The organism is Cohnella rhizoplanae, assembly GCF_948329515.1.
Classification (GTDB): Bacteria; Bacillota; Bacilli; order Paenibacillales; family Paenibacillaceae; genus Cohnella; species Cohnella rhizoplanae.
The window spans coordinates 392,776-415,247 of sequence record NZ_CAOJCN010000001.1; the positions used below are offsets into that span (position 1 = coordinate 392,776).

The window sequence follows — 22,472 nt, forward strand, 5'->3', positions numbered from 1 at the left end:
GGGACGGGTCGCGATCGGAGCATCATACGCTTCGGGGCGGCCCGTATTTAACGTTTGAACGGCAACGGCCCGTTCCGGCGGAAAGGAGGCGTGATCCCGCGCATGTTCGGAATCGGTTATTTGCAAAGACTCGGCCGCGCGATGATGCTTCCGATGACGGTGCTGCCCGCGGCCGCCGTTTTTCTCATGCTCTCGCGGCTGCCTTGGGACGCAGTCGGTCTCGCTTCGGCGCCGTCGCTCCTGCATGCGGCAGGCATGGCGATTTTCGCCTACGTGCCGTACGTGTTCGCTATCGGCATCGCGCTCGGCCTGTCCAATCAATCGGTTCACGCCGGCATGGCCTCGCTGGTCGGCATGATTATTTTCGGCGCGGTGACCCAGGCCTTCGATCCCGGCGGCGTCCAGCCCTCGATGTTCGCGGGCGTCGTCATCGGCATGCTGTCGGGATGGGCCGGCGAGCGATTTAAATCATTCCAGCTGCCCGAGTCCCTGCAGTTTTTCGGGGGGACCCGATTCGTGCCGATTTTTATGAGCGGATTCTCGTTCGCGTTCGCCTGGCTTATGATCGGGATCGGGCAAGGGTTGCTCGTCTGGATCGGCGCGACGGGCGGACTGGTGAATTCCGCCGGAGGCTTCGGCATTTTCCTTTATGGCTTTTTACATCGGATCCTCGTCGCGTTCGGCCTCCATCACCTGCTCAACCACCTGTTCTGGTTTCAGATCGGCGATTACACGGCACCGGACGGGAACGTCTACTTTGGGGACATGCCGAGATTTTTCGCCGGGGACCCGACCGCCGGCGTCTATATGACCGGCCTGTATCCGGTCATCATGTTCGCGCTCCCCGCCATCGCGTACGCGATCATTCACGAGGCTCGCGAGGATCTCAAGCCCAAGACGGCCAAGCAGTTCCGCGTGGCCGCGCTGACGGCGTTCGTGACGGGCGTCACCGAGCCGGTCGAGTTCGCGTTCCTTTTCGTGGCGCCCTATCTCTTCATCGTCCACGCGCTCCTCTCCGGCGGCATCATGTGGCTCACGTACGAGCTCGGCATCCGCGAGGGCTTCACCTTTTCTGCGGGCGCGCTGGAGTACATTATTAACTTCCGGCTGTCCGAGCGGGGCTGGATGATCATCCCGATCGGTCTCGCGGTGGGCGCGCTGTATTATGTGCTGTTCCGATGGAGCATCCGCAGATTCCAGCTGTCGACGCCCGGCCGCGAGGATTCGACGCGGCTGGACGATTGGGGCGGCGACATCCCGTACCGGGCCCCGCTCGTGCTGCAGGCGCTCGGCGGCAAGGACAACATCGCGCGCATCGAAGCCTGCATCACGCGGCTCAGGCTGACGCTGAACGACGACAGGCGCGTCGACGCCAAGAGCCTGCGGCATCTGGGCGCGGCGGGCGTCATCCGGCTCGGCGGGGGGCATGTGCAGGTCGTGTTCGGCACGTACTCCGACCTGATCCGCGGGGAGATCGTCAAGCTGATGCAGCTGGACGTGCATCAGGTCCAGTTCCACGCGCCGCTGCAGGGCCGCATGATTCCGCTCGAGGAAGTGGACGATCCGATTTTCGCGCAGAAGCTAGTAGGCAAGGGCGTCGCCTTTATTCCAGACAAGGGCGAGCTCGTCGCGCCGGTCCGGGGCAAGATCATTCATCTGTATCCGACCAAGCACGCGATCGGGATCGAGACGCCCGAGGGGCTCGAGGTGCTGCTCCACATCGGGATCAACACATCCCAGATGAACGGAGAAGGCTTTACGGCGTTGGTCGGCGAAGGCGACGAGGTCATGCCAGGGCAGCCGCTCATCCGGTTCCACCTGCCTACGCTTAGGGCGCATGCCAAGTCGCTGGCGACGCCGATGGTCATAACGAATTCGGATATCGTCCGTTCCTGGCGCTTCGCGCCTTTTAAGGCGGTTAAGAAGGGGCAGGCCGCGGTGATGTCGGTCGTGGTGAGAGAGAGAGAAAACAGGGGGGCGAAGTTATGATCCAAGCGATCGGAGGCTCGGAGGGCATTGCCATCGGCAAGGCGTTCGTACTGCCCAACTGGGAGTGGGAGCTGCCCGAACAGAAGATCGACGCGCTGGATCTGGCGCTCGAGTTCGAACGGCTCTACGAAGGCATCAAGCGTTCGAAGACCGAGATCCATCAGATGAAAAGCGATCTCGACGAGGCGGTCGGCGCGGACGAGGCCAGCATATTCGATGCGCATCTGGCCATTCTCGACGACCCTGTCTTCATGAACGAGATCCAGGGCATCATCCAGCGCCAGTACAAGGCGGCCGAGGTGGCGGTGAAGGAAGCGATCGACCACTTCGTCACGATGTTCGACCTGCTCGACGACGAATACATGAAGGAGCGGGCGCTCGATATCAAGGACGTCGGCAATCGTCTGCTCAAGCATCTGCTCGGCGCTCCCGAGATCTCGCTGCCAACGGACGCGCAGCCGTTTATCCTCGTCGTTCGCGAGCTGACGCCGTCCCAGCTCATCCATCTCAAGCCCGACGTCGTGCTGGGCATCGTGACCATGATCGGCAGCGCCTCCTCGCACTCGGCTATCATGGCCCGGGCGTTCGGCATCCCGCTCGTCATGGGCGTCGAGGGCAAGCTGCCCGAGCCGATCGTGACGGGAGACCTGCTCATCCTCGACGGCGGCGCAGGCACGCTGGCGGTCATGCCGAACGCGGAGATGGTCGGCCGGTATACGGAGCTGCGCAAGCAGCATCTGGACGCCAAAGAGCGGCTGCAGGAGCTCGTGCAGGTGCCTTCGGTGACGCCGGACGGCGAACGGCTGTTCCTGGCGGCCAATATCAGCTCCGTCAAGGAGCTCGACGCGGCGCTGTCGCGAGGCGCGGACGGCGTGGGCTTGTTCCGCACCGAGTTCTTGTACATGGACCGTTCGCGGTTCCCGACGGAGGATGAGCAGTTCGAGGTCTACAAGGCGGCAGCCGAGCGTCTGGGCGGGGCCGCGCTGACGATCCGCACCCTCGACATCGGCGGAGACAAGCAGCTGGATTATTACGACATGCCCGAGGAAGAAAATCCGTTCCTGGGCTATCGCGCCATCCGCTTCAGCCTGGACCGGAGCGACCTGTTCAAGACGCAGTTGCGGGCGATCCTGCGCGCGTCCGTCTTCGGGAACATCCGGATCATGTACCCGCTGATCGCTTCGATCGAGGAGGTCCGCGCGGCCAACGCGCTGCTGGCGGAAGCCCAGCGGGAGCTGGCGGCCGAGGGGCTTCCCTTCCGGGACGGCGTGCCCACGGGAGCGATGATCGAGGTGCCAGCGGCCGTGATGATCGCCGATCTGCTGGCGAGGGAGGTCTCGTTCCTCAGCATCGGCACGAATGACCTCATCCAGTTCACGCTGGCGGTCGACCGGATGAACGAGCAGATCAACCATATGTACGAGCCGTATCATCCGGCAGTCCTGCGCATGCTGCGGAGCGTCGCGGAAGCCGCCGCCAGATGCGGCGTGCCCGTCAGCGTCTGCGGGGAGATGGCCGGCGACGTCCGGGCGGTACCGATCTGGGTCGGCCTCGGCATCCAGATGCTGAGCATGTCCGTGCAGTCGGTGCTGCCGGTGAAGGCGACGATGCTGCGCACCAACGCCATGGCCTGCAGGCAGTTGACGGAAGAGCTGTTCGGGCTTCGGACGGCCGCCGAGATCAAGGAACGGCTCGAGCGGTTCCACGCCGGCGCCGCCGTACGGGACGAGCGGCTCCATCCGGGCAAGAGGTAGCCGCGATTGCGGGGACCCCTCGCGAACGCAGAAAAGGATCTGCCGAAAGCGCGCTTGCCGCGCCGTTTCGGCAGATCCTTTTTAGCGAACGGATCGACGCTTAGGAACGTCTCCCGAACAAGACGTCGCAGAACGCCTTGGCGTACTCGGGCAGATCCGGCGGGCGCCTCGCGGATACGAGGTTGCCGTCTACGACGACGGCCTCGTCGAACCAGATCGAGCCCGCGTTCTCCATGTCGTCCCGGATGCCGGGCGTCGACGTGACCTTGCGGCCTTGCAGGATCTTGGCGGAGACGAGCACCCATCCGGCATGGCAGATCTGCCCGATCGGCTTGCCGGCCGCGTCGATCTCCCTTACGAAGGACTGCACGCGCTCGCTCCTGCGGATCTTGTCCGGCGCCCAGCCTCCTGGCACGAGCAGGCCGTCGCAGCTGTCCGCGTCCAGCTCTTCGTAGGATAGATCGGCGACGGCGGGCACGCCGTATTTGCCGATATGCTTGCGGCCTTTCTCGGGTCCGGCGAACAGGACGACCGCTCCTTCCTCGCGGGCGCGGTATACCGGATACCACAGCTCCAGATCCTCGAATTCGTCGTCGAGCAGACAGATGATGCGTTTGGCTTCGGACACGGAGATCCCTCCTGACAAGATTTCATTCGCGCTTGGTGCGCGGATATCTATCCCTCCTATCCTAGCATATCGGCCTGCCTCGTTCATCCGGTCGCGGGCGAACGCTTGATAGCCGCTCGTCAAAATAGCGCGTATTTTCCATAATTTACAGCGTTTTGTCCAGAAGGACTTGCCGGTGCGCCCGGCGAATATACTCTCTCATCGGCCCTGCGTGGGGATTCGGAGCCGCCGGTGCGGCGCCTAAGGAGAGAGTCTGTTGTTTAAAAGGTGTAAATGCGGAGGAGCGATGGCGCTGGGTCTCCGCACGGTATTTTACTCCAAAACGGTGAGCATTGCCGGCGTGCCCGTCTATGCCTGCGGGGATTGTTCTCGCCATGAGGTGTACCAGGGCGTCAAGTCGGAGCTGAGCCGGCTCTTGGCGGATCTGGGCGCCAAGCCATTGCCTCGCGAGATTCGCTTCGACGAGGTGCATGAGTGGGCCGGCATGCTGCGCCAGGCGGCTTCCTCGAGCTTGCCGCTCGATGCCGCGCGGATCGCCCGCATGACCGAGGAGCGGACCAACGAGCTGTTAGACCTGCTGCTGATCGCCGCCTCTCTCGGGGATCTGGATTGGAAGCGCGAGCTCGAAGGAAGGCTTTCGCAGTTGAACGGCCAATACATAGCTTAGTCTAACGCGAGACGGAGCGGCAGCGCTCCTTCTCTTTTTTTTGCGAAACTTTTTCATTTCTGATACCATGAAAATCAATGAAACGATTTTCAAGGAGGATGGACGATATGTCGGAAGTGATGAGATTGCAAACCGTCGAACAATGGGAAGAAGCGCTCAAAAATACGTCAAGCAAGCCGCTCCTGGTTTTTAAGCACAGCACCTCGTGCCCGATCAGCGCAGGCGCCCACGACGAGCTTGACCGCTTCGTAAGCAGCCGCGGCGAATTGCCGGTCGACGTCGCCATCGTTCACGTCATCGAGGAACGCCCCGTCAGCAATGCGATCGCGGAGACGCTGCAGGTCCAGCACAAGTCGCCTCAGGCCATCCTGGTCCGCGACGGCCGCCCGGTATGGGACGAGTCGCATTGGCGCATTACGTCCGAGTTTCTTAACGAACGCGTCGGCACAGGCGTTTAAAGGCGCGACAGCTGTCGGGGTTTGCCATTGCGGAAACGCCCCTTTTGTCGTATCATTACCTTAATATACCATGGGTGGGTCGCCGAATCGGACAAAGACCTGACATGAACAAATGGAGCGGTGAACAGTGACGGTAACCATTTATGACGTGGCCCGCGAGGCCGGCGTATCGATGGCGACGGTATCCCGCGTCGTCAACAACAACCCTAACGTAAAGCCGCAGACGCGGAAAAAAGTATACGAAGCGATCGAGCGCCTCGGCTATCGTCCCAACGCGGTCGCGCGCGGCCTCGCCAGCAAGAAGACGACGACGGTCGGCGTCGTCATTCCCGACATCGCGAACGCGAACTTCGCCGAAGTCGCCCGCGGCATCGAAGACATCGCCAACATGTATCATTACAACATCATTCTGTGCAACGCGGACAAGCGCAAGGAAAAGGAGATCCGCGTCATCAACACGCTGCTTGAAAAGCAGGTGGACGGGCTCCTGTTCATGGGCGGCGTCGTGACGGACGAGCATATCCAGGCGTTCAATACGTCCAACGTGCCGATCGTGCTCTGCGCGACGACCGACGAGAAGGGCACGATGCCCTCGGTCGACATCGACCACGAGACGGCGGCTTATGACGCGGTTCGCAAGCTGATCGCGGAAGGCCATGTCCGCATCGCGATGATCAGCGGCACGCTGCAGGATCCGGCGAACGGCTATGCCAGGTACCAAGGCTACAAGCGCGCGCTCGAGGAGAACGGGATCGCGCTGGACGAGTCTCTCGTGCGCGTCGGCAATTACCGCTATGAATCGGGCATCGAGGCCGTTCATTATTTCCTCGAGCTGTCCGAGCGTCCGACCGCCGTGTTCGCGGCGACGGACGAGATGGCGATCGGCGCCATCCACGGCATTCAGGACGCGGGTCTGACGGTTCCAGGCGACATCTCCGTCATCGGCGTCGACAATATCCGTCTGGCTTCGATGGTCCGCCCGTTGCTGACGACCGTTGCGCAGCCGATGTACGATATCGGCGCCGTATCCATGCGACTGCTCACCAAGCTGATGAAGAAGGAAAACGTCGAGCAGGCCAGGGTCACGCTGCATCACGAGCTGATCGTACGCAACTCGGTCGCATCGCGCAACTGAACTGCATCCTCGTTGCCGCATTTAACGTTTTATAATCAGCCGGAACGCCCTGCGCGGGAGCCTTCGCCTCCGCCGCAGGGCTTCTTATTCGATTCGAAGGAGAGATCGATTTATGATAGGCATCATCGGCGCGATGCAGGAAGAGATCGACCTGCTATTGGGAGCGCTGGAGGACGAGGTGGAGATGCACCGCTCCGGCATCCGTTATGTGGCTGGCAGCCTCCACGGGCGCAAGGTTGTCGTATGCAAGTCGGGCGTAGGCAAGGTTAACGCCGCGATCTGCACGCAAGTGCTCATCGACCGCTTCAACGCGGACAAGATCATTTTTACGGGCGTCGCCGGCGCGCTCGATCCCGAACTCGAGATCGGCGACATCGTCGTCTCATCGAGCAGCATGCAGCATGACATCGACGTGACCGCGCTAGGTTATGCCCGCGGTATCCTTCCTTACCAGGATTCGTCGGATTGGGCTGCGGACGAGGCGCTCGTCCAGGCCGCCCGCGAGGCGGGGGATCAGGTGTTTCCAGGCCGCGTCAAGACGGGCAAAGTGCTGTCGGGCGATCAGTTCATCGCCGACCGGGAGCAGGTGAAACGGCTCCGCGAGGAGCTCGGGGGCACCTGCGTCGAGATGGAGGGCGCGTCCGTAGCGCAGGTATGCGCGATGAACCAAGTGCCGTACGTAGTCATTCGTTCCATCTCGGACAAGGCGGACGGCTCCGCCGACGTTAACTTCGCGGAGTTCACGGTCGTGGCTTCCAACCGGTCGTTCGCGATCGTCAATGCGTTGCTGCAGCGGCTCGGATAATTCATTCGAACCGTAGATTACGACAATAAGGTACGACAATAAGGCAGTCTCACCCGGTCCGTGCCGGCGAGACTGCCTTATTTGCGGTGCGATGAGAGGGAGCGGCCGGCAAGAACGTTAGCCGAGGTGCTGCAGGGCCAACGCCACGATCTCGCGATTCTTGGCCGTGATCTCCGCCCGTCGCGGCATCGGCGTCCACGAGGATGTATCGTCGAGCCAGGTGCGCGGCAGGTCCGCAGGCCTGCCGGGCGACGCCAGCCGCGGCCAGGAGGCGGGGAGCGGGCCCCCGTCGGGCAGGGCGTCGATGGCCGCGAGCAGCGGATGGCCGCTCATCTCCAGCCATAGCAGACTCCACGCCCGCGGCACGACATGCCAATGCTCGTATCCGCCTCCGCCCAGCGCGATCCAGCGGCCTTCCGTATGGTCGTGGGCGAGTCGGTGAATGAGCCGCGGCATCTCCCGGTAGATCCGCATGCTGCAGTGGACGTGGGCTAGCGGGTCCAGCGCGTGCGCGTCGCAGCCGTGCTGGCTGACGATGACGTCGGGCTTGAATGCGCGTATGACCTGCGCGAGTCCGTTCTCGAAGCTCTCAAGCCAGGATTCGTCCTCTGTATACGGTTCCACCGGAATGTTGAGGCATGTCCCGTAGCCGGTGCCCTCGCCCCGCTCGTGCGCGAAGCCGCTGCCCGGGAAGAGGAACTTGCCCGTCTCATGGATCGAATAGGTGAAGATGTCCGGGTCCGTATAAAAGCTCCACTGGACGCCGTCACCGTGATGAACGTCCGTATCGATGTAGAGCACCTTGGCGCCGTATTTGCGGTGAATCCAAGAAATCGCGCACGCGGCGTCGTTGTATACGCAGAAGCCCGCTCCGCGTTCGCGGAACGCGTGATGCAGTCCCCCTCCGAGATGAAGCGCGTGCCGCGTCGCCCCCGACATGACCGCCTCGGCGGCGGTCAGCGAGCCCTGCACGACGGCCAGCGCGGCCTCATGCATGCCAGGGAAATAGGGCGTGTCCCCGTCTTCCTCGAGGCCGTATTGCTCCGCGAGGTCCTGGTACGAGACGGGAGGGGACGCGTCGCTCAGCGCCCGGGCCGTCTCGATGTAGTCGGTCCGGTGGATGGCGTCCACGGCCTCGGCCGCGTCGCCGGCCGTAGGCGCGAGCTTGTCTTCGGCCCGCAGCGCGCCGCAGGCTTCGAGCAGCTCCTCGGTCAGGTCGAGGCGGATCGGATGAAATGGATGATCTTCGCGAAACGAATATCGCCGTACGGCGCTGCAATCGATCCAGCGCGCGTGTTCGTTCTTCGATGACACAGGGGTCGCCTGCCTTTCGTCAATACATGAACCGCTGGCGAAATCTCACGCGGTCGAACTGCTCGGCCGACGACAGCGGCACGTCCTTGCCGATCCGCACCATCAGGCAGTTGGCCGGGTGGGCGCAGATCTCGGGGTCGTCCGTGGCGAACCAGACCATGCCGACGCACTTCATGAGCTTCTCCATCATTTCGCGGTACTGCCAGACATTCAGTCCGCTCTTTTCCAGGTCCCAATGCCAGTAATATTCAGTCGTATAGACGATGGCGTTGTCCAGTTGCTCCTCCGCGAACGCGGCGACGATCATCGCCTTGCCGAGACCGAGCGACCGGTAGTCGTCGGCGACTTCGATCGCGCCGAGCTCGATGAGATCGTCCATGCCGCCCTCGGACCAGCGCTCGAGCTCGTCGGGATAGTGAAACGTCACGTAGCCGACGATCGTGTCTTCTTCGCGGGCGATGATGATCCGGCCTTCGGGCAGGCCGGCGATCTCGACGAGCGCTTCATGCTGCTCGCGCGGCCTTCGGAAGGCATCGAGCTTGTCGTGAAGCTTGTAATCCTTCAGCCGCTCCGGCTCGACCGGGCCTTCGATGACGATCGGTCCCGCCCGACCGGGCCGTGCGACGCGCTGATAGCGCTTGTAGTGTTCCATGCCGCTCGCTCCTTTTCGCCGATTCGACGGATGTAAGTGCTCGCCGGGCTTCAATGATTTTCATTATACAGCATAACCGCGGATGCGCGCCTCATCTGCCGATCCTGTCGCGGCTTGGCGCATTTTTTCCCTCGTTTGGTTGCGTTCGTACGGCGAACGCATGTTATAATGGCAACAGCAGGCCTTGAGGATTTTGTTCTCATGTAAGCGCATTCGTATCTAAGCATCGGGTTTGCAGCAAATCAACGGGAAAACGGGAAGGTGATCGGTAATGACGTTAAGTCAGGATGAAAAATTGGCCGTAACGGCGACAACCGCTAATCTCGGCTCTTATGAGGATGCGGTGCGAAGCTTTAACTGGGAAGACATCGAGAGCCGCTTTTCCTGGTCGCGGACCGGGAAGGTCAATATGGCTTACGAGGCGATCGATCGCCATGTCGAAGAGGGCAGGGGCGATACGGTCGCTTTGCACTATAGCGATGCGCAGCGCGACGAGAGCTATACGTACGCCGATCTGTCGAAGCAGTCCGCGCGGTTCGCGAACGTGCTGCGGGGGCTCGGCATTCAAAAGGGCGACCGCGTATTCATCTTCATGCCGCGCACGCCGGAGCTCTACTTCGCGCTGCTGGGCGCGCTCAAGATCGGCGCGGTCGTAGGACCGCTGTTCGAAGCGTTCATGGAGACCGCGGTCAGGGACCGCCTGCAGGACAGCGGCGCGGTCGCGATCGTGACGACGCCTGCGCTGCTGCCGCGCATCACGCGCGGGGAACTGCCCGAGCTGAGGCATCTGATCGTGTTCGGCGACGACGTCGCGGCAGGCGAGGGCATCGTGGACTTCAAGGCGGAGATGGAAAAGGCGTCCGAAGCGGCCGATATCGAGTGGCTCGAACGCGAAGACGGATTGATCCTGCATTATACGTCGGGATCGACGGGCAAGCCTAAGGGCGTCTATCACGTGCAAAATGCCATGATCCAACATTATTATACCGGACGTATCGTGCTCGATCTCAAGGAAGGCGACGTCTACTGGTGCACCGCCGACCCGGGATGGGTTACCGGCACGTCTTACGGCGCGTTCGCACCTTGGCTGAATGGCGTGACCAACGTCATTCGCGGCGGCCGCTTCAGTCCGCAGGACTGGTACGCAACCCTCGAGAAGTACAAGGTTACCGTCTGGTACAGCGCGCCGACGGCATTCCGCATGCTCATGGGCGCAGGAGACGACGCGGTCAAGCCGTTCGATCTGTCCAACCTGCGTCACGTGCTCAGCGTCGGCGAGCCGCTGAATCCCGAGGTCGTCCGCTGGGGCGTCAAGGTGTACGGTCAGCGCATCCACGATACGTGGTGGATGACCGAGACGGGCGGACAGCTCATCTGCAACTATCCGAGCATGGAGATCAAGCCCGGCTCCATGGGCCGTCCGATTCCGGGCGTGCAGGCGGCCATCATCGACGATCAGGGCAACGAGCTGCCGCCGATGCGCATGGGCAACCTCGCGATCCGCACGCCGTGGCCTTCGATGATGCGCAAGATCTGGAACAATCCGGCCAAGTACGAGGAATACTTCCGGATTCCGGGCTGGTACGTATCCGGGGACTCGGCATACATGGACGAAGAAGGCTACTTCTGGTTCCAAGGCCGAATCGACGACGTCATCAATACGTCCGGCGAGCGCGTCGGTCCGTTCGAAGTCGAGAGCAAGCTGGTCGAGCATCCGGCCGTCGCCGAAGCGGGCGTCATCGGCAAGCCCGATCCGCTCCGCGGCGAGATCATCAAGGCGTTCATCTCGCTGCGCGAAGGCTTCGAGCCATCCGATGAACTGAAGGCGGATATCTCGAAGTTCGTCAAGGTAGGACTGTCCGCGCATGCCGCGCCGCGCGAGATCGAGTTCAAGGACAAACTGCCGAAGACCCGCAGCGGCAAGATCATGCGGCGCGTTCTCAAGGCTTGGGAGCTTAATCTTCCGACCGGAGACCTGTCCACGATCGAAGACTGATAGGGCAGGCTCGGCCGTTCTACCAGAGAAGTCATTCTCTGGCAGGACGGCTTTTTTTGCGCTGTCATGCATGAGAAAAGAACGCCTCGGCATAAGAAGCCGAGGCGTTCTCTACTCTTAAAGGGAGGCTAGCTGTTCTTGATCTCGATGGACGGCGAGGCATCGGAGGCGCCGGTATCGTTGACGGCCCGTATCCGGTACCAACCTGCCGTATTGCTGCCCGAGACCGTGTACTGCGTCGATTGGGTAGATTCGACGCGCCGGTAATTGCCCTGTTCGCTGGCGCTGTACCACACCTCGTACCGCGTTACGTTGTCGGCGTCGGGATTGGCGTTCCAGCTGAGCGTCGCGCCGCCATCCGAAGGTTGGGCGGCAAGTCCGCTTGGCGCGGATGGCGCTGCGGGCTGCGCCTGGTCAGGGTCGCTCGACGGCACCGGATCGCTCGGGAGCGGATCGGCCTCGCCATTGTCCTCGCCCTCGAGCGGCGGCAGCTCGTCGGTCGGGTCTTCGGTCTCGCCTCCGCCTCCGCCGATCGCCGCGGAGCCGCTGCGTCCCGATTCGTTGCCCGCCACGTCGACGGCCGTAACCGCATAGCTGACGCTGCCGGAGGACGAATAGTCGATGAAGCGGGTTTCCTCGCCGGTCAGCACCGAGTTGCCTACCTTGACGTAACCGCCGCCGTTCGCCGAGCGGTAGAGCCTGTATCCCACGACATCCGCCTGCGGACTCTTGGAGAAGGAGATTCTCACCTTGCCGCCGCCCAGCTGCTCGACCGCGATATTGCCCGGCGCGCTCGGCGCCGAGCCGTCGTCGACGCGCGGATCGGGCTTCGACGGCGCTCCGCCTGAGGCGTCCTTCGGCAGATAGTAGGACAACGCCTTTCGGCTCGAAGCCGGCACCTTGTCGAGCGCGGCCTTCAGCTCCTCGATCAGCTCGTCGAGCGGCTTTTCGCGCTTGACCATGACCGACTGGCGGAGCATGTCTTCCGGCGTCTCCGGCGAAGGCTGGTAGTTCACGCCGTTGTAGGAGATATACTTGACGGCGACGAGCGCGTCGTCGTCTTCTGTCGGTATGAACTTTTTGTTGAAGATGTCGGTCACGAGCTTGCCTGCCGACCGGGTCAGCTCGGTCGGTAGCTTGCCGCTGACGCTGGATACGGTCATCGAGACGATGCCCTCAGGCTTCTTGAATTCCTGGGTCGGGAAGAGCTCGGGCCTTGCCTCCGTAACTTCATTCATGACCTTGGTCCATATTTCTCTAGCGCGCGCGTGTCCGTCGGTGGACAGCGTGTGGACCGACTTCTCGTAGCCTGCCCATACGCCGAGCGTGATGTCGGGCGTGAAGCCCTCGAACCAGACGTCCGCGTAATTCTGGGTCGTGCCCGTCTTTCCGACGATCGGAATTTTGCCGTAGCTTTTGAAGCCGTTTTTAACGGATTTGCCGGTTCCGTCCGTGACGACCGTTCGCAGCATGTCGGTCATCAGGTACGCCGATTGTTCGGAGACGACGCGCTTCGGCGCCGCTTTGTGCTCGAAGACGATGTTGCCGTATGAGTCCTTCATTTTCTCGACCAGGTAGGCGTCGTTGAACACGCCTTTGTTGGCGATCGCGCCGTATGCGTTGGTCAACTCCTCGACGGTAACGCCGTACTTGAGGCCGCCGATAACGCCGGTCTGCGCATAGTCGTCATCGGGCACGAGCGTCGTGATGCCCAGCTGCCGCGCGAAGTTCCAGGCGCCCTTAATCGTCACCTTATCGAGGAACACCTTAAGGGCGGGCAGGTTAAGCGATTGATTCAGCGCGTAGCGGGCCGTCACGAGTCCCGAATAACGGTTGTTCGAATTTTTAGGGATGTGCATGCCGGAGCTGCCGTTCTTGAGTATGATCGGAGCGTCGTCCAGAATGCTGGCCGGGCTGATGAGTCCTTTGTCGATGGCGGGCAGATAGGCGCCGATCGGCTTCATGGCCGAGCCAGGCTGTCTCTCCATCTGCGTGGCGAAGTTGAGCTGCTCGATGTGGAAGTCTCTGCCTTCGATCATGCCCAGGATCGCGCCCGTCTTGTGGTCCAGCATGACGGCGGCCGTCTGCTCGACGCCCTTGGTCTTGCTGTCGGGCGAGAAGTTTTTCGGATCCTCCGCGACCGCGTGCATCGTATCGTACACCTTTTTATCGATCGTCGTGGTGATCTTGTAGCCGCCTCGGAGCAGCTGTTCGCGCGCATCCTCGATAAGAGAGGCGTTTTCTTTGTTTTTCAAGTCGTCGATGGTCAGCGTCGGATTCTGCTGCAGCACGAGCTGCATGGCCGCCTGACGCTCGACCTCGAGCATGAGGTACGGATAAGTGTTGTAGGCTTTTTCCGTCGGTTTGGCAAGCGACTTGTAGACGTCGAAGGCGATCGCCTCGTCGTACTGCTGCTGGTCGATCTTGCCGTACTCGAGCATCTTCTGGAGGACGAGCTTCTGTCTCGCCAGCGCCCGTTTGAAGTTGGCTTCGTTGAAGTCTCCCTTGCCCGTGAACGCGGAGTACGCGGACGGACGCTGCGGAAGGCCGGCCAGGTATGCCGCTTGCGCCAGATTGACCTTGCTCAGGTCCTCAATGCCGAATATGCCCTTGGACGCGGCTTTGATGCCGTATATCTGATAGCCGGACGCCCCGTTTCCGTAAGGGATCTTGTTCAGGTAGGCGGTGAGGATTTCTTCCTTGCCGAGGAACCGTTCGAGCCGCAGGGAGAGGAAGATCTCTTTGGCTTTGCGGCTCTGGGTCTGGTCGAGGCTCAGGAAAACGCGCCGCGCGAGCTGCTGCGTGATCGTGCTGCCGCCTGTCTGCACGTCTTCGTTCAGCAGCTGCTGCTTGACCGCGCGGAACAGTCCGTTCGTATCGACGCCGATATGGTTGAAGAAATTCTTGTCTTCGATGGACAGGACCGAATCGATAATGACCTGCGGAATCTTGTCATACGTAATCGGCTGACGGTCCTCCTCGGTGCGAAGCTGTCCGATCAGCGTGCCGTCGCGGAAATAGACGAAACCGGTTGCATTGTTCTCGTTGATTTTCTCTTCGATCAAAGCTCTCGAACGGATCGGATCGTCCTTGACCAGAGCCGCGATATATCCGCCGACCGCTCCGCCCGCTGCCAGACCGGCCAGGACCGCGAAGAGTACGAGCCATAAAATGGTATAAGTAAACAGCTTGGCTGCCATGACCCAAGGCGAGCGTTTGGCGCGCTTCGGCTTCTTGGGAGGTTTCTTCGTATCGCTCATTTATGTATCCTCCTTCAACAAAACAGACTTATTATACCACAATCGGTCATTGTTTGACTTCCTTCGAAGCGGCGTGCGATAACGAGACCGGGTAAAATCGGAATATATGTTCGCTCCAAGCGGACGAGGGTTTCCATTTTTTTCTCCCATTGGACGATATCAGGGACCGGTAGAGAAACTTTTGGAAATGTTTGTCGTATCTATTGAAAGACGGCTGAAACGGATGCTGGGGCAGAAGGAGAGGGAAGCATGGAGATTTTGTTCTGGAGCTGTCTGGCGTTCGGCGTGTTGTTGGCGCTCGCGACGCTATTGATCGGAGACTTCGGCGGCACGTTCGACTTTCTCCCGCACGATCTGTTCGAGCCCGTCGTTCTTGCGGGCGGCATTACGATCTTCGGCGGAGCGGGACTGCTGCTCGACCGCTACGCCCCGCTTGCCTCGGGAGGTGTTTACGCATGCGCCGCAGCCGCTGCCGTGCTCGGAGCTCTGGCGATGCATTTCGTGTACGTGAGACCGATGCGGGACAGCGAGAATTCCGTCGCGTATTCGATCAGGGACCTGGAGGGCAAGCGCGCCGAGGTGATCACGTCCATACCCGCCGTCGGCTACGGCGAGGTACTCGTGCGCGTAGGTGCGGGCAACGCCAACCATATCGCCGAGAGTTTCGACAAAGAGGCGCTCGCCGAAGGGACGAAGGTCGTCGTCGTGCGGGTGAAGGACGATGTGCTGGGGGTATCGAAGCTCGATTAGGCAGGACTCATTTTAAGGACTAGAGGAGAATGCTCATGATTTCAGAGGCGCTGTATATTCCGATTATTGTCGTTGCCGTATTGCTCGTGCTGGGGATCGCCTTCTGGGCGCGATACAAGACGGTGGCGCCGGACGAGGCGATGATCGTGACCGGCTCGTTCCTGGGCAGCAAAAACGTATCGGTCGACGAGTCCGGCCGCCGGATCAAGATCGTGCGCGGGGGCGGCGCGTTCATTTTGCCGATCTTCCAGCAGTCGCAATTTCTCTCGCTTCTCTCACACAAGCTCGACGTGAGCACGCCCGAGGTGTACACCGAGCAGGGCGTGCCCGTGCTGACCGACGCGGTCGCGATCATCAAGATCGGCGGCGCGGTCGAGGACGTGGCGACGGCCGCCGAGCAGTTCATGGGCAAGCCGACGGAGGCGCTGCGCGGCGAAGCGCAGGAAGTGCTCGAAGGCCATCTGCGCGCGATCCTCGGCACGATGACCGTCGAGGAAGTGTACCGCAACCGCGAGCGCTTCGCGCAGGAGGTCCAGGGGCAGGCCGCACGCGACCTGAAGAAGATGGGCCTTCAGATCGTCTCGTTCACGATCAAGGACGTGCGCGACAAGCATGGCTACCTCGAGGCCCTCGGCAAGCCGCGGATCGCGGCCGTCAAGCGGGACGCGGACATCGCCGAAGCCCAAGCGATCCGCGATTCCCGGATCCAGAAGGCCGCCGCTGAGGAGCAAGGGCAGAAGGCCGAGCTGCTGCGCGACACCAACGTCGCGGAGGCAACCAAGGAAAAGGAACTGAAGGTGGCCTCGTTCAAAAAGGAATCCGATCTGGCGAAGGCCGAAGCGGATCAAGCCTACTCGATCCAAGAAGCGCGCTCCAAGCAGAGCGTCGTCGAGGAGCAGATGCAGGTCGAGATCGTGCGCAAGGAACGCGAGATCGATCTGGAGGCCAAGGAGATTTTGCGCCGCGAGAAACAGTATGACGCCGAGGTCAAGAAAAAGGCGGACGCGGACCGCTATGCGGTCGTCCAGGCTGCCGAGGCCGACAAGGCCAGACAGATGAACGAAGCCGACGCGCAAAAGTACCGTATCGAGGCGGAGGCGAAGGCCAATGCCGAGCAGAAGCGTCTGAACGGTCTGGCTGAGGCCGAAGCCGCGAGAGCGAAGGGGACGGCGGAGGCGGAGGTCGTGCGGCTTCGCGGTCTGGCAGAGGCCGAGGCGAAGGAGAAGCTCGCGCAGGCGTTCGAGAAATTCGGAGAGGCGGCCGTGCTCGATATCATCGTCAAGATGCTGCCCGAGCTCGCCGGCAAGGTGGCGGAGCCGATCTCCGCGATCGACAAGCTCACGGTCGTCGATACGGGCCACGGCGAAGGGGCCGCGCGCGTCAGCAATTACGTGACGTCGCTCATGGCGACCGCGCCTGAGATGCTGAAGAGCGTGTCCGGCATCGACCTCGGACAGCTCGTCCAGCGTCTCACAAAGCCCGGCTCGCCCGCGCCGGCACTGTCTCAGGCGCAAGCCTCCGTCCCGCAGGTACTGCCGCAGCAGGCCGGCGGCTCGCAAGGCACGAACGCATAGTGATCGATATCCAGCAAGCCATCATCTTTTTACCGGAAAAAGCAGAAGACCCGTCCGCTCGAGCGGACGGGTCTTCTGCTACAAAAAACGCCCCGGACAGGCCGGGGCGCGGAATTGCGAAGGCAAAACGATTAGCGGCTGTAGAATTCGACGATTTGTTGTTCGTCGATATCCTGGGACAGCTCTTCGCGGCTAGGCAGGCGAACGTACTTGCCTTCCATAGCGGCTTGATTGAGGTCCAGGTAGCCGGCGATGTGGTGGCGGGAATCCGAAGCTTCCTTAACCGCCTTCAGTCCGCGGCTGCGCTCGCGAAGACCGATGATGTCGCCTACTTGTACCGTGTAGGAAGCGATGTCGACCTTCTTGCCGTTCACGGTCACGTGGCCGTGGGAGACGAGCTGGCGCGCGCCTGCGCGGGAGTTGGACCAGCCGAGACGGTATACCAGGTTGTCCAGGCGGCTCTCAAGCAGGAACATGAAGTTTTCGCCCGACTTGCCCTTCAGCTTGGAAGCGCGGTCGAACAGGTTGCGGAATTGCTTTTCGTTCAGGCCGTACATATGGCGAAGCTTTTGCTTTTCGAGCAATTGCATGCCGTAGCCGCTGATCTTGCGGCGTTGGTTCGCGCCGTGTTGTCCCGGAGGGAATGCGCGCTTAAGATCTTTGCCGGTACCGCTCAGGGAAATGCCGAGGCGGCGGCTCAGTTTAAATTTAGGACCGGTATATCTGGACATGAATGTGTGACTCCTTTTTCAAAAGGGAATTTTTGAAAATGGGTTGTCGTTGCGCCGAACGCATTCCATACAAAAGGATCGGATCGTCCGATCTCTCTTCTCGGCAAGAAGTTCAGCCGCTGCCCGCCGAGGGAACCGTTCGTGAGGGTGACACAAACAATGAGCCCAATGTTCAACTATAGATATTATAAGAGAAACTAGAGCAATGTCAAGGTTAAGACGCTAACAGCTGGAAAACTTAAATTGTACTTGATTTATTATGGGAAATCGAACGTTTATCTAAGTGCGGAGACGCAAGACGCAAGTCCCGATAATTGCTCGCTTTCTAGTGCAAAAATCATGAGTCCATTGTATAGTTACTTATAGAAGCGCGGCGAGGAGGGTCCGGGATGGTTCAACCAAGCGAAAAATTAGACTCGGTTCGACATCATCGCGCGGGATTCGAGCTTTATCGCGCCGCGGATGACCTGCCGTCTTGGATAGCAGGCCAAGAATTAACGGAAGCGGATCTTCCTTACATACACCAGCTGCTGGAAAAAAGCTTCGGCGACTGGATCGAGCAATGCGAGGGTTTTCCCTGGCTGTCCGGTTGGCCGATCGTGCTTCTTCATCCCGATTATACCGCCGTCGCCGCTGCCGGCGCGACTTCCGATGCCGAGCTGCCGGCGGCGTGGCATCCGGACGCCGCGGGGCCGACAGCGGCCAGCATGGCGCTCGAGTCCTGCAGGCCGGCTCTCCTGCGCGCCGAAGATCACGAACACCCCTTGCTCAGAAGCCGGGATACGCTCGCCGTTCCGATATTCACCCGTTCCACGGGATTCGTGTGCGCGGCGATCGCCTGTTCGGCGCCCGCCGGCGCCGCCGGCGCCGGGGAGCTCAAGCTGCTGCAAGCGGCCGCGCTCCACTTCAAGAGCTGCATGTACCGCCGGTTCGAACATCTGTTCATCGAGGACCAGCTGTACGCCGTCCATCTCGCGAGCCGGGAGGACCAGCGCAGAGACCGCTTGCTGGAGATCATGCGCCGGCTGAACGACCACATCGACGTGGAGAACGTGCTTACCGAGGTGTTCAGCAGCCTCGAGCAGCTGTACCCGACATGCCGGACGAACCTCTTTTTGTCGCAGGATTACAGCAGCATCAACGAGCGGGTGCAGCCGCTGGCATTCCATCAGCAGGACATGGACCTGTGCTGGAGAGCGTTCATGGACGGCGAACGGCGCGAGGACGGGGAGGGCGACCACCGGCGGATCGCATTCCCGCTGGCGGGCAAGCAGGGCGTGTACGGCGTGCTGCGCCTCGACTTGTCGGCCGAACCGTTCGACGATCTCGATATGCGCTTCGTGTCCACGCTGACCAGCGGGGCGGGCACCGCGTTCGAAAAGGCGCGCATGCACGAGCAGGCGAACGTACTGATCGGGGAGCTGCGCCTGATCAACGAGCTGACGCAGCGCCTCAACAGCAGCCTGCGCCTGTCCGATACGATCCAGTTCGCGACGGCGGAGCTGATGACGATCTTCCATGCGGACAACTGCTTCATTCTTCAGCTGGATCCGCAGCAGAATCACTTCAGCGTGATCTCCTCCAACGTGCCGGAACTGAACAGAGAGGTATTTTCGATCGACTACGGGTTCTGCGGCGTCATGCTGGCGACCAAGGAGCCGATCATACTCTCCGATTATCATTCGGCGACGCCGGTGAGATCCCAACTGCTCGAAGCGACGCGCTCGCGCTCGCTGATCGCGTCTCCGCTGCTGCTGAACGGCGAGGTGATCGGCGCGATCATGGTGACGCACAGGCAGCCGAACCATTTTTCCTACGAGAATTACAAGCTGCTCCAGATTCTGTCCGCGCACATCGGATTGGCCGTGTCCAACTCGTCCCTCCATGCCGAGGTCCGGCGCATGGTCATCACGGACAACCTGACGGGATTGTACGCGCGGCATTATCTCAACGAGCGGATCCAGCGCAAGCAGGAGAAGGACGCCTCCGGATCGTTGATCGTCGTCGACATCGATCACTTCAAGAAGATCAACGATACGTACGGCCATCAGGTCGGGGACGCGATCCTGATTCAAGTGAGCTCGATCATCCGCAGCGCGATCCGAGAGAGCGACATCGCGGCCCGCTGGGGCGGCGAGGAGCTCGCCATCTATCTGCCGCAGCTGAGCCTCGATCAGACGCTCAAGGTCGCCGAGCGGATCCGCAGCCGCGTCGAGGAGGAGACCGCGCCCAAGGTGACGGTGTCGTGCGGCGTCTCCGAGTGGTCGTCCGCCGACGAACGGGTGAGCGTCGAGTCGCTGTTCTACCGGGCGGACATGGCCTTGTACGAGGCCAAGCACCAGGGACGCAACTGCGTGACGATCGGTTGAAGGCGAAGAGGACAGCATCTAGAACGAGGACAAGCGGGGACAAGCGACGCTTGTCTTTTTTGCGCGCCGCGATGCGCGATTTTCATTTAGCTTATCCGGTCTGATACAATGTGAATACGCTTGAGGCGGGGCATTAACCATAGACAACGGACAACCGGAGGTCATACCGATGCGAGACCCTAGAATTCAACAGTTGGCGGCCAACCTGGCCGGATATTCGGTCGACGTGCAGCCCGGCGAGCATGTCTTGATCGAGATGATCGGGCCGGAGCGGGAGCTGCTGAAGGCGCTCGTCGAAGAGGTGGCGAAGCGCGGCGGATACCCGCACGTGGAGATCGAAGACCGGACCGTAACGCGGGAGCTGCTGAGACACGCCGAACCGGAGATGGTCGAGACCTGGGCGGCTTACGAGTTGGACCGGATGAAGCGGATGCAAGGTTATATCGGCATTCGCTCCGGCGAGAACGTGAACGAACTGTCGGATGTCCCCAAAGACAAGATGGCGCTCTACGATAGCGTGCACCGTCATCCGATACATCTCGAGCAGCGAGTCAAACATACGAAGTGGGTCGTGCTCCGCTACCCGAACGCCTCGATGGCCCAGCTGTCCGGACGCTCGACCGAAGCCTTCGAGGATTTTTACTTCGACGTGTGCAATCTGGACTACGCCAAAATGGATAAAGCGATGGACCCGCTGCACGCGCTGATGAAGCGGACGGATAAGGTGAGGATCGTCGGGCCGGGCACGGACCTGTCCTTTTCCATAAAGGGCATTGGGGCCAAGAAGTGCTCCGGCGCGCGCAATATTCCGGACGGCGAGGTGTATTCCTGTCCGATCCGCGACTCGGTGAACGGGACGATCGCTTACAATACGCCAAGCGTATATAACGGGTTTGCTTATGAAAACATCACATTTTCATTCGAAAACGGAAAAATCGTAAAAGCGTCCGCCAACGACGGGGAGCGGATCAACGCGCTGCTCGATACCGACGAGGGCGCACGTTATATCGGAGAATTCAGTCTCGGCTTCAACCCGTACATCCTTCACCCGATGAAGGATACGCTGTTCGACGAGAAGATCGCCGGCAGCCTCCACTTTACGCCGGGCCAGGCCTACGAGGATTGCGACAACGGCAATCGCTCGGCCATCCATTGGGACCTCGTCCTTATCCAGCGCCCGGAATACGGCGGCGGCGAGATTTACTTCGACGACGTCCTGATTCGCAAGGACGGACTGTTCGTCCTTCCGGAGCTCCAGGGATTAAATCCGGACAATCTGAAATGAAGCGTTTACCCCTTGCCACCGTTCTGCGATACGGAGTATGATGGGTAATGAAATCGTGAACCCTAATTATTGGAGGGATTGCTATGACCAACAACGCTGCCATCGTGGAATTGTCACAAACGGCGAACAAGTTCCGTTCCTCGATCGTTCTTCAAGCGGACAACAAGTACATCGACGTAAAGAGCATCCTGGGCCTGTTCACCACGCTCGTGGGCGGACATGCTTACGAACTTCACGTCCACGGCCCCGATGCGGACGAAGCGAAGAAGGAACTCGGCGAAGTATTCGCCAAGCACAGCCTGAACGTCACGATCGTAGACTGACCCCTGCGGGCGGATCGCGCCCCGTACGGACCATATCGGCTTCCCCCGTCCATTCGGACGGGGTGTTTGTCTTCAAGGGACCCTGCGCCGCTGCATTCTACATAATTCGGGCAGCTAGACGCCCGCACCAGGAGATGCACAACCTCATGACCGATCAATTGCTAGGGCTGGTCTTTCAATACGGCTACGTCGGATTGTTTCTCGCGATGGCGCTCGGTCTGGTCGGCATTCCCGTGCCCGACGAAGCGTTATTGACCGCTGCGGGCTACCTGATGGCCCAAGGCCACCTGAAGCTCGGCTTCACGATGCTGGCAGCCGTCACGGGGAGCGTGGCGGGCATGTCGCTGAGCTACCTGCTCGGCAGGTGGCTCGGGCGTCCGCTTCTGACGAAGTACGGGCCGCTGCTGCGCCTCACGCCGGACAAGCTCGCCCGGCACGAGGAGCGCTTCGCGAAGTGGGGGCATGTGCTCGTGCTCGTCGGCTACTTCGTGCCCGGGCTGCGGCACATGACGGCCTTGTTCATCGGCCTGGGCAGACACCCGTACCGGCCGTTCCTGTTCTACGCCTCGCTCGGGGCGCTCGCATGGACGAGCACGTTCGAGCTGATCGGCGTGCTGCTCGGCGATCATTGGCGGGAGACGGCGCTGTTCATCCAGCGCGAAGCGGTGATGGCGTTTCTGCTTTTCGCGGGGTTCGGGGTTCTGTTGTTCATGATTCGGCGATATTCGGTCAAGCGAAAAATCGGCTGAAGCGGGCTTTTCGCTCGTTTCGGCCGTGTTCTT

18 protein-coding genes are annotated in these 22,472 nt (G+C 61.0%); 13 read left to right on the top strand and 5 right to left on the bottom strand.

The genetic code is table 11. From position 1 onward, the window contains the following. The first annotated feature begins 102 nt into the window (after positions 1 to 102). A complete protein-coding gene (locus PQG80_RS01780; RefSeq protein ID WP_271749409.1) occupies positions 103 to 1,989 on the top strand; it encodes a glucose PTS transporter subunit IIA in 1,887 nt (628 codons plus the stop codon). Next, the gene (gene ptsP / locus PQG80_RS01785) at positions 1,986 to 3,743 is read left to right on the top strand and encodes a phosphoenolpyruvate--protein phosphotransferase (protein ID WP_271749410.1); all 1,758 of its coding nucleotides are present in this window, start codon (positions 1,986 to 1,988) and stop codon (positions 3,741 to 3,743) included. Before PQG80_RS01780 ends, ptsP begins: the two co-directional genes overlap by 4 nt. A 100-nt stretch (positions 3,744 to 3,843) precedes the next feature. Here ptsP and PQG80_RS01790 read toward each other — a convergent pair whose 3' ends face one another. After that, on the bottom strand, positions 3,844 to 4,377 hold the full coding sequence (locus PQG80_RS01790; protein ID WP_271749913.1) for a type 1 glutamine amidotransferase domain-containing protein: 534 nt from the start codon (positions 4,375 to 4,377) through the stop codon (positions 3,844 to 3,846). 280 nt (positions 4,378 to 4,657) lie between these two features. Here PQG80_RS01790 and PQG80_RS01795 point away from each other — a divergent pair, with 280 nt between their 5' ends. The 4 genes from PQG80_RS01795 (at position 4,658) to PQG80_RS01810 (ending at position 7,436) form a co-directional block, all read left to right on the top strand. Beyond that, on the top strand, positions 4,658 to 5,038 hold the full coding sequence (locus PQG80_RS01795) for a hypothetical protein (RefSeq protein ID WP_271749411.1): 381 nt from the start codon (positions 4,658 to 4,660) through the stop codon (positions 5,036 to 5,038). 107 nt (positions 5,039 to 5,145) lie between these two features. Then, positions 5,146 to 5,496, top strand: a complete 351-nt coding sequence (gene ytxJ, locus PQG80_RS01800; protein WP_271749412.1) for a bacillithiol system redox-active protein YtxJ — start codon at positions 5,146 to 5,148, stop codon at positions 5,494 to 5,496. Between the two features lie 127 nt (positions 5,497 to 5,623). Then, the gene (gene ccpA, locus PQG80_RS01805) at positions 5,624 to 6,631 is read left to right on the top strand and encodes a catabolite control protein A (protein ID WP_271749413.1); all 1,008 of its coding nucleotides are present in this window, start codon (positions 5,624 to 5,626) and stop codon (positions 6,629 to 6,631) included. Positions 6,632 to 6,743: 112 nt separating this feature from the next. Continuing rightward, on the top strand, positions 6,744 to 7,436 hold the full coding sequence (locus PQG80_RS01810; RefSeq protein WP_271749414.1) for a 5'-methylthioadenosine/adenosylhomocysteine nucleosidase: 693 nt from the start codon (positions 6,744 to 6,746) through the stop codon (positions 7,434 to 7,436). Between the two features lie 117 nt (positions 7,437 to 7,553). On the opposite strand, the gene PQG80_RS01815 is transcribed toward PQG80_RS01810, so the two are convergent. Both PQG80_RS01815 and PQG80_RS01820 read right to left on the bottom strand, forming a co-directional pair. Next, positions 7,554 to 8,750, bottom strand: coding sequence for an acetoin utilization protein AcuC (locus tag PQG80_RS01815; protein WP_271749415.1), 1,197 nt, complete (start codon positions 8,748 to 8,750; stop codon positions 7,554 to 7,556). A 19-nt stretch (positions 8,751 to 8,769) separates the two neighbouring features. After that, entirely contained in the window at positions 8,770 to 9,402 is a 633-nt protein-coding gene (locus PQG80_RS01820; protein WP_271749416.1) for a GNAT family N-acetyltransferase, read from the bottom strand. A gap of 271 nt (positions 9,403 to 9,673) precedes the next feature. Between PQG80_RS01820 and acsA the strand changes: the two genes are divergently transcribed. Next, positions 9,674 to 11,398: an acetate--CoA ligase gene (gene acsA / locus PQG80_RS01825; RefSeq protein ID WP_271749417.1), complete on the top strand. Its 1,725-nt coding sequence runs from the start codon at positions 9,674 to 9,676 to the stop codon at positions 11,396 to 11,398. Positions 11,399 to 11,526: 128 nt separating this feature from the next. Here the strand turns inward: acsA and PQG80_RS01830 are convergent, their stop codons facing one another. Then, positions 11,527 to 14,658, bottom strand: a complete 3,132-nt coding sequence (locus tag PQG80_RS01830) for a penicillin-binding protein 1A (protein WP_271749418.1) — start codon at positions 14,656 to 14,658, stop codon at positions 11,527 to 11,529. A gap of 249 nt (positions 14,659 to 14,907) precedes the next feature. Here PQG80_RS01830 and PQG80_RS01835 point away from each other — a divergent pair, with 249 nt between their 5' ends. Next, positions 14,908 to 15,408 carry an NfeD family membrane protein gene (locus tag PQG80_RS01835; RefSeq protein WP_271749419.1) on the top strand — a complete coding sequence of 167 codons (501 nt, stop codon included), beginning with the start codon at positions 14,908 to 14,910 and terminating at the stop codon, positions 15,406 to 15,408. A 35-nt stretch (positions 15,409 to 15,443) separates the two neighbouring features. Next, the gene (gene floT, locus PQG80_RS01840) at positions 15,444 to 16,982 is read left to right on the top strand and encodes a flotillin lipid rafts scaffold protein FloT (RefSeq protein ID WP_271749420.1); all 1,539 of its coding nucleotides are present in this window, start codon (positions 15,444 to 15,446) and stop codon (positions 16,980 to 16,982) included. Between the two features lie 131 nt (positions 16,983 to 17,113). Here the strand turns inward: floT and rpsD are convergent, their stop codons facing one another. After that, on the bottom strand, positions 17,114 to 17,713 hold the full coding sequence (gene rpsD, locus PQG80_RS01845) for a 30S ribosomal protein S4 (protein ID WP_271749421.1): 600 nt from the start codon (positions 17,711 to 17,713) through the stop codon (positions 17,114 to 17,116). 389 nt (positions 17,714 to 18,102) lie between these two features. Here rpsD and PQG80_RS01850 point away from each other — a divergent pair, with 389 nt between their 5' ends. The 4 genes from PQG80_RS01850 to PQG80_RS01865 all read left to right on the top strand — a co-directional run bounded on the left by PQG80_RS01850 (position 18,103) and on the right by PQG80_RS01865 (position 22,439). Beyond that, positions 18,103 to 20,082 carry a GGDEF domain-containing protein gene (locus tag PQG80_RS01850; RefSeq protein ID WP_271749422.1) on the top strand — a complete coding sequence of 660 codons (1,980 nt, stop codon included), beginning with the start codon at positions 18,103 to 18,105 and terminating at the stop codon, positions 20,080 to 20,082. A 169-nt stretch (positions 20,083 to 20,251) separates the two neighbouring features. Next, entirely contained in the window at positions 20,252 to 21,367 is a 1,116-nt protein-coding gene (locus PQG80_RS01855; RefSeq protein WP_271749423.1) for an aminopeptidase, read from the top strand. Between the two features lie 83 nt (positions 21,368 to 21,450). Beyond that, positions 21,451 to 21,690, top strand: coding sequence for an HPr family phosphocarrier protein (locus PQG80_RS01860; RefSeq protein ID WP_271749424.1), 240 nt, complete (start codon positions 21,451 to 21,453; stop codon positions 21,688 to 21,690). Between the two features lie 146 nt (positions 21,691 to 21,836). Further along, positions 21,837 to 22,439, top strand: coding sequence for a DedA family protein (locus PQG80_RS01865; RefSeq protein WP_271749425.1), 603 nt, complete (start codon positions 21,837 to 21,839; stop codon positions 22,437 to 22,439). Positions 22,440 to 22,472 lie beyond the last annotated feature (33 nt).

Excerpts from the sequence above, each read along its gene's own strand:
- acsA (WP_271749417.1), top strand. The coding sequence starts at position 9,674 with ATGACGTTAAGTCAGGATGAAAAATTGGCCGTAACGGCGACAACCGCT.
- ptsP (WP_271749410.1), top strand. The coding sequence starts at position 1,986 with ATGATCCAAGCGATCGGAGGCTCGGAGGGCATTGCCATCGGCAAGGCG.
- PQG80_RS01865 (WP_271749425.1), top strand. The coding sequence starts at position 21,837 with ATGACCGATCAATTGCTAGGGCTGGTCTTTCAATACGGCTACGTCGGA.
- PQG80_RS01820 (WP_271749416.1), bottom strand. The coding sequence starts at position 9,402 with ATGGAACACTACAAGCGCTATCAGCGCGTCGCACGGCCCGGTCGGGCG.
- rpsD (WP_271749421.1), bottom strand. The coding sequence starts at position 17,713 with ATGTCCAGATATACCGGTCCTAAATTTAAACTGAGCCGCCGCCTCGGC.
- PQG80_RS01860 (WP_271749424.1), top strand. The coding sequence starts at position 21,451 with ATGACCAACAACGCTGCCATCGTGGAATTGTCACAAACGGCGAACAAG.
- PQG80_RS01830 (WP_271749418.1), bottom strand. The coding sequence starts at position 14,658 with ATGAGCGATACGAAGAAACCTCCCAAGAAGCCGAAGCGCGCCAAACGC.
- ytxJ (WP_271749412.1), top strand. The coding sequence starts at position 5,146 with ATGTCGGAAGTGATGAGATTGCAAACCGTCGAACAATGGGAAGAAGCG.
- PQG80_RS01850 (WP_271749422.1), top strand. The coding sequence starts at position 18,103 with ATGGTTCAACCAAGCGAAAAATTAGACTCGGTTCGACATCATCGCGCG.
- floT (WP_271749420.1), top strand. The coding sequence starts at position 15,444 with ATGATTTCAGAGGCGCTGTATATTCCGATTATTGTCGTTGCCGTATTG.
- PQG80_RS01835 (WP_271749419.1), top strand. The coding sequence starts at position 14,908 with ATGGAGATTTTGTTCTGGAGCTGTCTGGCGTTCGGCGTGTTGTTGGCG.
- PQG80_RS01810 (WP_271749414.1), top strand. The coding sequence starts at position 6,744 with ATGATAGGCATCATCGGCGCGATGCAGGAAGAGATCGACCTGCTATTG.
- PQG80_RS01855 (WP_271749423.1), top strand. The coding sequence starts at position 20,252 with ATGCGAGACCCTAGAATTCAACAGTTGGCGGCCAACCTGGCCGGATAT.
- PQG80_RS01780 (WP_271749409.1), top strand. The coding sequence starts at position 103 with ATGTTCGGAATCGGTTATTTGCAAAGACTCGGCCGCGCGATGATGCTT.
- PQG80_RS01795 (WP_271749411.1), top strand. The coding sequence starts at position 4,658 with ATGGCGCTGGGTCTCCGCACGGTATTTTACTCCAAAACGGTGAGCATT.